Below are 10,931 nucleotides of genomic sequence, written 5' to 3' on the forward strand. Positions count from 1 at the left end.
AGAACTAAAAGTATAAAACCTGTATAAAAATAAATCTATAACAGAATGAATAGAATTTTGGTAAGTGCATTGTTGCTATCTCTTTCTTTATCATCATGTAAAATGCTGAAGAACAGAGGGAGTAGTGATAGAAATGATGGACAAATAGTTTCGAAAACATCTTCGGCTTGGACGCCAGTTCGTCCAAAGGGAATGGTTCCGATTCCGAGTGGATCGTTTGTTTTAGGACAAACCGATTACGATTTTACAAAAACAAATGATGCTCCAGTAAAAACGGTTACTGTTACAGGTTTCTTTATGGATGACACAGAGATTACAAACTCTGAGTATCAGATTTTTGTAAATTACGTAAAAGATTCTATCGCTCGTACTGCTTTGGCAAACAAGGCAGAAACTTTAGGTTTTGATCCAATGAATCCTTCGGCTGACGGAGATGGAATTGGAGCTTATGCTTACGTTTCAGGATCTGCTGATGGAGAAGGAACGCCATATGACGAATATTTAAAAAATAGTAATACAGGTCGTGATGGTCAATCATTAGATGCAAAGAAATTAAATTGGAAACAGCGCTTGGAGTGGGATAAATACAAATATCCAGATGTAGATTATGCAGAGGTTATGGAAGGATTATATTATCCACCAGAAGAGCGTATGAATGGAGAAAGACGTATTGACACGCGTAAATTAAACTATTCTTATGTGACAGTTGATCAAACTGCTGCAGCAAAAAAACGTGGTACTTTCCGTGTAGATTTTCGTAAAGAATTTAGTTTAAACATTTATCCTGATACAACAGTTTGGGTAAGAGATTTCAACTATTCGTACAATGATCCAATGCACCAAGACTATTTTTGGCATAAAGCTTATGCAAATTATCCTGTTGTAGGTGTTAACTGGAATCAAGCAACAGCTTTTTGTGATTTCCGCACAAGATATCATAACACAGCATTGAATAATAAAAAGAAAAGAGGAAGTCAAGTAAAAGTTATTAGTTACCGTTTACCAACAGAAATTGAGTGGGAATACGCAGCGAAAGGTGGTTTAGAAAATGCACCTTATCCTTGGGGAGGTCCTTATTTAACAGATGATAGAGGTTGTTATCTAGCGAACTTCAAACCAAAACGTGGAGATTATTTAGAAATCAACGATGGCAAGAAAACTGGTTACATGTATACGGCTCCTATAAAAACATTCCGTGCGAATGGATATGGTCTTTATGACATGGCTGGTAACGTAGCTGAATGGACAAGTTCTCCGTATAACAGATCATCTTATACAATGTCTTCATCACTTAATCCGTCAATTACAATGTCTGGAGAAGTAAATAGAAGTGTAAGAGGAGGATCTTGGAAAGATGTTGGATATTTATTAATGACTTCAGCAAGAGATTGGGAACACAAAGATTCTGCAAGAAGTTTCATCGGATTCCGTACAGTTCAATCTTTCCCAGAAGGATCAAAAGTAAATTTTAGAAAAACCAAATAACCTAATTAATAAAACAATTTAATAAAAAGCACTCTTATGGCAGTACAAGCTTCAAAACAAGAACGTCTTACAAATTTTTTGTATAATTTCTTTGCCGCAGTAGTAATTATCGGGGCATTATGTAAAATTACGCACACGAATTTAGGACCAATATCAGCCAATTTAATCTTAACAATCGGATTAGTAGCTGAAGCATTCGTCTTCTTTTATTCAGCATTTTTCGATAAACCTCAAGGAAGCTATGAATGGGAAAAAGCTTATCCAGAATTATTAAATGGAGAACCAGTACAAAGAAAAACTGCTGCTGTTGCAACTGCAGGAAATAATTTAACTGCAGAATTAGACAAAGTATTAGCAGATGCTAAATTAGATAAAGAAGTTTTCGAAAGATTACGTGGTTCTTTAGATAAATTTGGTTCAGCTGTTAACGAATTAAACACAACAACATCTGCTGTCGCTTCAACAGAACAATATAGCAACGAAATTGCAAAAGCATCAACTAACATCAGCCAATTAAACGCTGTTTATGCTGAGCAAATTGTTAATAGCCAAAAACAAGTAGAATTAAATAAACAATTTATCGAAGAAATGCAAAAATCTTCAGGTAGTTCAGAGCAATTCTTGAAAGAAATGCAAGAGCTTTCTGCAAACATTAATGCATTAAACAAAGTATACGGAGGTATGCTTTCTGCAATGAAAAATAACTAATTCATTGTACGATAAATTAAACTAATTATTCATTAATTCTATAAATTATTATGGCAGGAGGTGGTAGACTAACCGGACGTCAGAAGATGATCAACCTGATGTATCTCGTGTTCATTGCAATGATGGCTTTGAACGTGGATCGTGAGGTGTTGAGATCTTTCGAAACGATAAATACTTCTTTAGAGTCAACAACGACTTTAACGAAAACAAATAACGATACCTTCTATGGTCAAATTGATCTAAAAGCGAAGGATGATCCAACTTATGCAAAAACTCAAGCTGAGGCTGCAGAAGTTAAAAAGCAAACAAATGATTTTGTTGCTTATATCGATGGATTGAAAAAAGAATTAGCTGGTGCTGATTTTATTTCTGGATCAGAAGATACAGATTACAATGCATTGTCTAATACAGAGCCTGTTGTATCTTTATTCTTTAAAGGAAAAGGAGGTGACAAAGGAAATGAGAAAGCACAAGAGTTTACAAACAAAATTGATGGTTTCAGAAATTTCTTAATGACTTTTGCAAAACAAAGTCCTGATGCTAAAAATGCGGAAGCTCGTATCAACGAATTTTTTGGAACAACTCCAAAATCGAAGAAACAAAGTTGGATGCAAGAAAAATTCTATGATCAACCAATGGTTGCTTCTTTAACGAATTTATCGAAAATGCAAATGGATGCTCGTACAGAAGAAGGTAACTTAGTGAGAGCATTATTATCTGGTAAATTAGAAGAAAAAATCGAATTGGATGCTTTCCAAGGTTTATTCTTATCTCCAGGTGTTGTTAAAGTCGGAGATGAAGCTGTTCTTAATGTAGTTTTAGGAGCTTACGATAATTCAATCAAAGGTTCTGTTTCTACAAGTGTTGGTTCTGCTACTGTTGTTGATGGTAAAGCATCTATTAAGCTGAATACATCTGCAGTTGGTATGCATCAATTAACAGGTAACATTACATACGTATCGAATGGAAAAACGAAAACGGTAGCCATAGCACCTTCAACTTATCAAGTTGTTGCACAAACATTAGATAAAAAAGCTGCTGAGATTATTGAAAAAGATCCAACAGGAGGTTCTATTGTTGCAGATAATTTACGTGTAGTTTATCGTGGAGTATCTAATCCAATTTCAGCAACAATTAACGGTGCAAACGGACCTGTTAGTTTAAGTGCTTCTTCTGGAAGTCCTTCTGGAGCGGGAGCTAACAAATGGAATTATACGCCTGGAGGAGGAAACGAAGTGGTGTTTACGGCATCTGCAAGAGCAAGTTCTGGTAAAACATTATCAGTTCGTGAAACATTCCGTATCAAACCAGTTCCACCAGCACGTGGTGTTATTTTAGGAAATACAAGTCCAGCTATTCCAGATAATGGAATTGCAGCGCAAACAATTCGTGTAGATTGGCCAGATTTCTTATTCCCAATTTCAGGTGAAGTAACATCTTTCAATGTTAAAGTTCCTGGTCAGGCAACGGCTCGTGTTTCTGGAAATAAAATGTCAGGAGCAGCTGGAGTTATTTCGAAAGCGAAAAAAGGTGATATTATTGGTGTTTTCGATATTAAATATCGTACAAATTCAGGAGCAACTGGAGAAGCATCATCTATCGCAATTCAAGTACAATAATTTAAAAAGTAAAAATTTAAAATATGAAGTATCTTTTGTTTGGTTTAATGAGTTTTTTCTCAACTCTTACAATGGCGCAAAATGTTCTTAACGCTGTTTCGCCAGAACAGTTAAGAAAAGACCGCGAAAATAAAACAAGAGTTGATGAAGCTGGAGATACAGTAAGTACGGCTCAAGATCCTATGAAATATGGTTTTATCGAAGATAAAGATGTTTTATGGTCGAAAGTTGTATGGGAAGTAATTGATTTGAATGAGCGTCTAAATCAACCTTATTATAGATCTGGTGATGAGTTAGTGCAAAATTCTAAATCATTATACGATGTATTGGTTGACGGAGTTCGTAGCAAAAAGATTAGAGAAGTTTACGATGATGAGTACTTTCAAACTAAAATGAGTTATGAGCAAATTATGGCTCGTAATGAGAAGAAAGATACACAGCAGTATTACTACGATATGAAAGCTGCTGGAGAAACTCCTGACGAAGCTGCTATTTTTAATTATAAAATTAAATCTGACGATATCAAAATGGTAAAAACGAAAGGTCTTTGGTATATCGACCGTCGTTTAGGAGAATTAAAATATCGTTTGTTAGGTTTAGCAATTATGGGGCCTGATGCGCAATCGTTAGGAACAGAATTTGCTGACGGAGCTTACGTAGATTTATTTTGGATTTGGTATCCTGATGCTCGTAATGTTTTGGTGAATGCAACAGTATTTAATCCAAGTAATTCAAATTCGGCAATTACATACGATGAGATGTTAAATGCACGCAGATTTAGTTCTGTTATTTATAAAGCTCAAACAATGTATGGAACGAAAATGATTGATGATTACATTCCAAATGATGCGAAAGGTCAATTAGAAGAACATCATAAAATTAGAAATTCTATTATTCAGTCAGAAGCTGATATGTGGAATTACTAATCAGAATACAATACAAAAAAATCCAGTCATTAGACTGGATTTTTTTGTTTATATATTTATAAGAATTTAACTTTCTAAAATCTAAAATCTAAAATCTAAAATCTAAAATCTAAAATCTAATTCGCGTCTCCTTTTTCAATTCCTTCCTCTATTTTTTCCTCAACTTCTGCCTTTTCTTCACGGTCCAATTTCATTTCTCCCGAATCATCATCACTACGTAAAACAACTTGAATACTGATAGGAAAATGATCCGAACCAATATTTGGTTCTCGTATCATATCAATTAATCGAAATTGAGAACTCAAAAAATAATGATCCAAAGGCCAACGTAAGAACCAATGATGCGCATGAAAAGTATTGAACATTCCACGACCACGACGAGGATCTAAAAGTTGCGAAGTTTTCAAAAATAAACGTGTTGTTCTGCTCCACGCAACATCATTCAAATCTCCAAAAACAATGCACGCTTTTCCATATTCTTTCGCTTGTTTTCCAATAATTAAAATCTCAGCATCGCGTTCAGCACTTTCTTCATTTTCTTGCGGAACTGGCGGAGTTGGATGTAAACCATACAAACGCACAATTTGGTTGTTGTACTCGATGTCAGCAATGATAGAGGGAATTTCTGAACTGATTAAATAATTAATTTCTTGATATTTTATAGGTAATTTAGAATAAAACAACAATCCATAAGTGTTCTCTAACGGAACTTCTATTTTGTACTCAAAATCGTTTGTAGCCTCTTTTATTTGTTCCATCCATTCGTTGTTCGTTTCTAATAAAAAAACGATATCAGGATTTCTTATCTTAACTAATTTAACCAAATTTTGATATTTCGTATTGTCTTGCAAAACATTATAAACAAGTAAATCAAGAGGTTTTTCATTTGGTTTTAATGTTACTTGTTCAATCATTTCTTTACCAAAAGGAGAATAAGGAATAATAACCCAAAGCAAATAAATCGCCGTAAAAATCAAACAAATAAATAAACTTATTGTAACTAAAGTTTTAGGTACAAAAATGAATAAAAGACAGGTTGCAATTACCAAAGCAAATTTCTGAAATCGTGGATAATCAAAAACTCTAACCGTCCAATGTGTATGTTTAATGAATGGAATAATGACGGAAAGGAGAATAAGGCAAGAAATTATGGTATAAAATATTTGCATAAAACGGTTGATTTTAAGAATAAAGATAAGTAAAACCGAAACATTATTTACCTTTGTAAGCAAATTTTAGAAATTGAAAAAAGTAGAATATATCATCGTTGGTCAAGGTGTTGCAGGGAGTTGTATGGCGATGAAATTGTTGCAGGAAAAGAAATCTTTTGTGGTGATTGATAATCATTTTCACAAAGCATCGGCGATTGCTGCTGGAATTTTTAATCCTGTTGTGCTAAAACGATTTTCAATTGTTTGGAATGCAACAAAACAAATCGAAAGATTACGAGAGGTTTTTGGTTATTTTGAACAATTGTTAAACAAAAAATATATCTACAATTTTCCAGTTTATAGAATTTTTAATGACGAACAAGAGAAAAAAACGTGGTTGAAAAAAGCGACAACTCATCCAGATTTGATTGATTATTTAGCAACAGATACAGAACAACTGAATGATTTTTCCTCAATCAATTCTCCGATTGGTTCTGGTGAAGTTTTGCACACAGGTCGTGTTGATTTGACAAATCTTCTAGCTGATTTTAAAGATTATTTAGTCGAAAATGATGCTTTTTTAGATGAAACTTTTGATTTTAATGAATTAAAATTAGAGGATAATCAAACGAGCTATAAAAAAATCGAAGCAACTAAAATAATTTTTGCCGAAGGTTATAATATTTTGAACAATCCTTATTTCAAAAATTTACCTGTAATTGGTGTAAAAGGCGAAGTGTTGAAAATTGAAATTGATGCCAATTTACCCGAAGCAGTTGTGAAAGGAAAAGAATTTTTGATGCCTTTAGAAAATAATCAATATTTTGTAGGCGCAACTTACGATCGCGATTATGTGAATTATAAAAATACTGAGGATGCAAAACAATATTTGGTTGAAGGTGTTCAGAATTTTTTTAAAGATGATTTTGAAGTTGTGGAACAACATGCGTCAATTCGTCCAACGGTTGTCGATCGTCGTCCGATTATTGGAGCGCATCCAACGTATCAACAATTGATTTGTTTGAATGGAATGGGAACGCGTGGAACAATGTTAGCGCCTGTGATGGTGGATGATTTGTACGAATTTTTAGAAAATAATCAACCGATTGATAAAGAAGCGGACATTGCGCGTTTCTATGATCGATTTTAAACCTATTTTGAATGAAAAACTTTAACATAAAAATATTCGCAATTCAACTCGTAGCAAGCGTTTTGTTATTCTTAGGAATTCAACAATTTTACGTTTTGGCTGAATTAGATTTGATTGAATTAGTTCATTCAATGGGTAAAGATAATTTTGCTTTTTTGGTCAGAAAAAGTGATGAATTCGGAATCAGCGAAAAACTAAAACATTTAGCTACAATGAAAACTATTTTGAGTTTTGTAGGAATTGTTTTGGCGTATATTTTATGTTCAGTGATTAACCACAAGCGTAATTACGATTGGAAAATAGCGGTAACGATAGTAGTATTGTGTTTTTTAGTTTTTCAATTCAGATTAATCAATCTTCCAATTAATTTTATTGCAACCAAAAATCTTGCATTGGCTTATTTTGTGCCAGCAACTTTTTCAATTTTAATCAGTTTTGTTTTGTATTTTTTGAGTTATCGTTTAAAACCTTAAAAAAATCAATACAAAATTCTACAATTAGCATTAATATTTTTGGCTTCTTCTACAAAAGTTAAAGCTAATTGTTCATCGTTGATATCAATTATTATTGAATGTCCATTTAACAATTTGTCAACATTACTTTTAGCAACTTTTAATGATAGTTTTAGTAAGTCAATTTGTAATTGTGTTAAAGCTACTTTTTGAAATCCTTCATTTCAACTTTCAATTATTATCTTCATAAATGATTTTAATATTATTAAAAATAGAAATGAATACTTGTTTTAAGTTCTAATGCTTTATGAAATATATTGATAATATTTTTACATTCAGGAAATGTTTTCTTCAATTGATTATAAGTGTTTTCAATTAAAACTAAATTATTAATTTTTTCGTCTTCATAATCGTCAATTATTGAATTACAAGTTTGATTAATTAAATCAAAAACACCTTTCTTCCATAAAATATTAAATTCTGATTCATTTAACCTAATTTCGATTAATTCGTTTGGAGAAGCTGTATCATAATCTAATTTTAATTCAGCTTCTTTATTAATAGGAACAATAATAATTTTACTCATAATCATTAATTGAAAGGTGATTGTTATTTTTAAAACACTTTCACAATATACTACTTATAGTTTTGAGATAAGTTTTCATCTAACAAAAAACATTGTATTTTTGCAAAATGTTATTAGTACAAAATTTAGGAGTTTATTTTGCGGGTAGATATTTATTCGAAAACGTTTCGTTCCGCATCAACAAAGGAAACCGTGTTGGTTTGGTAGGGAAAAATGGAGCAGGAAAATCTACTTTGCTTAAAATTTTAGCCAAAAGTCAGCAATCTTCAGAAGGTGAAGTTGTTTACGAAGGCGACGTTACAATCGGATATTTATCGCAAGATATTGATTTTGTACAAGGAAGAACTGTTTGGCAAGAAGCGGATTCTGCTTTTGAGCAATTGGTTGAAATTCAGGAACGTATTGATTTTGTAAACAAAGAATTAGCTGAAAGAACAGATTACGAATCTGATGAATACGGAAAATTAATTGAAGATATTTCGCATTTAACGGAACGTTTCGGACTTTTAGGTGGTTACACAAAAGATGCTGAAATCGAGCAAATTTTAATTGGTTTAGGATTCAAAAATTCAGATTTTCATCGCCCAACAGAAGAATTTTCTGGAGGTTGGAGAATGCGAATTGAATTGGCAAAACTATTGTTGCAAAAACATGATGTAATGCTTTTAGATGAGCCTACCAACCATTTGGATATCGATTCGATTGTTTGGTTAGAAGATTTCTTGAAAGATTATCCTGGAGCTGTTGTGTTGGTTTCGCACGACCGTCAATTTTTGGATAACGTAACTAATCGTACAATCGAAATTGCAAATCGCCACATTTCTGATTTTAAAGCGAATTATACGCGTTATTTAGAATTGCGTGAAGATCGTCGCGAAAAATTAGAGCAAGCACAGAAGAATCAAGAGCAAATGATTAAGCACACGGAAGATTTAATTTCAAAATTCCGTGCAAAAGCTAATAAAGCTTCGATGGCGCAATCATTAATCAAAAAATTAGATAAAATAGAACGCATCGAAATTGAAAATGATGATGTAACGAAAATGAATATCCGTTTTGTGGATGCTGTTCAGCCAGGTAAAATTATTTTCGAGTTAGATGATGTAGGTGTTGCTTTTGGTGATCATCAAGTTTTTGATCATGTTTCTTTTTATGTTAATCGAGGAGAAAAAGTAGCTTTTGTTGGTCAAAATGGTCAAGGAAAAACGACTTTATCGCGTGCGATTATCAACGAACAAGAGCATTCAGGCAAAATAAAACATGGACATAATGTAGAAATCGGATATTTTGCCCAAAATCAAGCACATGTTTTGAATGATAAATTAACGGTTTTAGAAGAAGCAGAAAATTCTGCAACAGAAGAAACACGTAAACATGTTCGCGATTATTTAGGTGCATTTATGTTTGGTGGTGATGCTGTTGAGAAAAAAGTTTCGGTTCTTTCGGGAGGTGAGCGAAATCGTTTGGCGTTGTGTAAATTATTGTTACGTCCATTCAATGTATTAATCATGGATGAGCCAACGAACCACTTGGATATTGTATCAAAAGAATTGTTGAAAAAAGCTTTACAAAAATATTCTGGAACTTTGATTTTAGTATCTCATGACCGTGAATTTTTAGAAGGTTTAGTAGATAAAGTGTTCGATTTCCGTAATGGTCAAGTGAAAGAATATCTTTCTGGAATTGATGATTATTTGGCGCAAATAAAAGCGGGAAGTTTCCGTGAAGTGGAGAAAGGAAATAGTTTGGCTGCACGAAAAGAAGAGAAACCGATTGAGGTTAAAATAGAACAAGCGAAAAGAGTTTTATCTTTTGAGGAAGAGAAAGAGCAAAAACGTCTTAAAAATAGATTGTCAAGAATAGAAACGGAGATTTCTGATTTAGAGACGAAGATTGCCGATTTAGAAAATAAGTTGCATGCAGGTTCGCAAACGCAACAAGAATTAGATAAATACTCGAATCTGAAAAATGATTTAGACAAAAAAATGTTAGAGTGGGAGGAGGTTTCTGAACAAATTATCTAATGATAGAAATAGAAAAAAAAGTGCTACAAACTGTAGCACTTTTTTTGTACATTATATTTTTAGAATAAAACAAAATGCATAAACAATCATTTGCTGCAATTATATCAGAACTACCAAAAACATTAATTCTTGGCTCTTTACCTGGTGATATATCGTTAGAAGTTAATCAATATTATGGACATCCGCGTAATCGATTTTGGAAAATGATGTTTGAGATTTTTGAGACAGAATTTTCAGAAGATTATGAAATAAGAAAACAACTTATTTTACAGAATAAGTTTGCGCTTTGGGATGTTGCACATTCTGCTGAACGAAAAGGAAGCATGGATGTGGATATGAAAAATGTTTTGCCAAATCAGATTGATGAATTGTTGAATGAATATCCTACAATTGATAAAATAATTTTCAATGGAAAGAAATCAGAACAATTATTTTGGAAATATTTTGATGAAAAAACATCTATTGAGTATATTTCTTTGCCAAGCACAAGTCCTGCAAATGCTCAATTTTCTTACGAACGATTGATTGAAATCTGGAAAAATGCAATTATTTAAGATGAATTTTTAATGTTCAAAATAATTTAATCAAAGAAAAGTAAAATTATTTTAGTGCTTAAAAATATTATGATGAGAAACTTAGCTTTTGATGTAAAATAATTATGAAAAAAATGTTTCCTAAAAGTTTTGTAATTAAAAAAGCTGTTCTATATTTGCACTCACAATCGCGGGAATAGCTCAATTGGTAGAGCGTCAGCCTTCCAAGCTGAATGTTGCGGGTTCGAGTCCCGTTTCCCGCTCTAACTTCTTTCTTAGAAGTGGATGCCTTGGTGG

At 32.7% G+C, this 10,931-nt stretch carries 10 protein-coding genes and 1 tRNA gene; 9 read left to right on the forward strand and 2 right to left on the reverse strand.

Annotated features, from left to right (window positions below):
• Positions 1-45 precede the first annotated feature (45 nt).
• From gldK to gldN, 4 genes are read left to right on the forward strand one after another with little or no spacing between them, the layout of a single operon-like run.
• Complete coding sequence (gldK, locus tag B3R94_RS11415; RefSeq protein ID WP_407933555.1) at positions 46-1,485, forward strand: gliding motility lipoprotein GldK; 1,440 nt, start codon at positions 46-48, stop codon at positions 1,483-1,485.
• Between the two features lie 36 nt (positions 1,486-1,521).
• Positions 1,522-2,193 (forward strand): gliding motility protein GldL, encoded by a 672-nt coding sequence (gene gldL / locus B3R94_RS11420; RefSeq protein ID WP_125349619.1) that lies wholly within the window; start codon positions 1,522-1,524, stop codon positions 2,191-2,193.
• A 50-nt stretch (positions 2,194-2,243) separates the two neighbouring features.
• Complete coding sequence (locus B3R94_RS11425) at positions 2,244-3,812, forward strand: GldM family protein (RefSeq protein WP_219034384.1); 1,569 nt, start codon at positions 2,244-2,246, stop codon at positions 3,810-3,812.
• Between the two features lie 23 nt (positions 3,813-3,835).
• On the forward strand, positions 3,836-4,738 hold the full coding sequence (gene gldN / locus B3R94_RS11430) for a gliding motility protein GldN (protein WP_257468103.1): 903 nt from the start codon (positions 3,836-3,838) through the stop codon (positions 4,736-4,738).
• A gap of 116 nt (positions 4,739-4,854) precedes the next feature.
• On the opposite strand, the gene B3R94_RS11435 is transcribed toward gldN, so the two are convergent.
• A complete protein-coding gene (locus B3R94_RS11435) occupies positions 4,855-5,907 on the reverse strand; it encodes an endonuclease/exonuclease/phosphatase family protein (protein ID WP_291100898.1) in 1,053 nt (350 codons plus the stop codon).
• A 73-nt stretch (positions 5,908-5,980) separates the two neighbouring features.
• Here B3R94_RS11435 and B3R94_RS11440 point away from each other — a divergent pair, with 73 nt between their 5' ends.
• On the forward strand, positions 5,981-7,039 hold the full coding sequence (locus B3R94_RS11440; RefSeq protein ID WP_291100900.1) for an NAD(P)/FAD-dependent oxidoreductase: 1,059 nt from the start codon (positions 5,981-5,983) through the stop codon (positions 7,037-7,039).
• Between the two features lie 11 nt (positions 7,040-7,050).
• Positions 7,051-7,512 (forward strand): hypothetical protein, encoded by a 462-nt coding sequence (locus tag B3R94_RS11445; RefSeq protein ID WP_286475764.1) that lies wholly within the window; start codon positions 7,051-7,053, stop codon positions 7,510-7,512.
• A gap of 244 nt (positions 7,513-7,756) precedes the next feature.
• Here B3R94_RS11445 and B3R94_RS11450 read toward each other — a convergent pair whose 3' ends face one another.
• On the reverse strand, positions 7,757-8,077 hold the full coding sequence (locus B3R94_RS11450) for a hypothetical protein (protein WP_291100902.1): 321 nt from the start codon (positions 8,075-8,077) through the stop codon (positions 7,757-7,759).
• A gap of 107 nt (positions 8,078-8,184) precedes the next feature.
• Between B3R94_RS11450 and B3R94_RS11455 the strand changes: the two genes are divergently transcribed.
• The 3 genes from B3R94_RS11455 (at position 8,185) to B3R94_RS11465 (ending at position 10,897) form a co-directional block, all read left to right on the forward strand.
• A complete protein-coding gene (locus B3R94_RS11455; RefSeq protein WP_180905128.1) occupies positions 8,185-10,101 on the forward strand; it encodes an ABC-F family ATP-binding cassette domain-containing protein in 1,917 nt (638 codons plus the stop codon).
• A 74-nt stretch (positions 10,102-10,175) separates the two neighbouring features.
• Positions 10,176-10,655: a DNA-deoxyinosine glycosylase gene (locus B3R94_RS11460; RefSeq protein WP_291100904.1), complete on the forward strand. Its 480-nt coding sequence runs from the start codon at positions 10,176-10,178 to the stop codon at positions 10,653-10,655.
• Positions 10,656-10,824: 169 nt separating this feature from the next.
• Positions 10,825-10,897, forward strand: a tRNA-Gly gene (locus tag B3R94_RS11465).
• Positions 10,898-10,931 lie beyond the last annotated feature (34 nt).

Source organism: Empedobacter sp. UBA7611 (assembly GCF_002484365.1).
GTDB classification, from domain to species: domain Bacteria; phylum Bacteroidota; class Bacteroidia; order Flavobacteriales; family Weeksellaceae; genus Empedobacter; species Empedobacter falsenii_B.

Bases quoted from the DNA above. Each gene is read 5' to 3' on its own strand.
- gldK (WP_407933555.1), top strand. From the start codon at position 46: ATGAATAGAATTTTGGTAAGTGCATTGTTGCTATCTCTTTCTTTATCA.
- gldL (WP_125349619.1), top strand. From the start codon at position 1,522: ATGGCAGTACAAGCTTCAAAACAAGAACGTCTTACAAATTTTTTGTAT.
- B3R94_RS11425 (WP_219034384.1), top strand. From the start codon at position 2,244: ATGGCAGGAGGTGGTAGACTAACCGGACGTCAGAAGATGATCAACCTG.
- gldN (WP_257468103.1), top strand. From the start codon at position 3,836: ATGAAGTATCTTTTGTTTGGTTTAATGAGTTTTTTCTCAACTCTTACA.
- B3R94_RS11435 (WP_291100898.1), bottom strand. From the start codon at position 5,907: ATGCAAATATTTTATACCATAATTTCTTGCCTTATTCTCCTTTCCGTC.
- B3R94_RS11445 (WP_286475764.1), top strand. From the start codon at position 7,051: ATGAAAAACTTTAACATAAAAATATTCGCAATTCAACTCGTAGCAAGC.
- B3R94_RS11450 (WP_291100902.1), bottom strand. From the start codon at position 8,077: ATGAGTAAAATTATTATTGTTCCTATTAATAAAGAAGCTGAATTAAAA.
- B3R94_RS11455 (WP_180905128.1), top strand. From the start codon at position 8,185: ATGTTATTAGTACAAAATTTAGGAGTTTATTTTGCGGGTAGATATTTA.
- B3R94_RS11460 (WP_291100904.1), top strand. From the start codon at position 10,176: ATGCATAAACAATCATTTGCTGCAATTATATCAGAACTACCAAAAACA.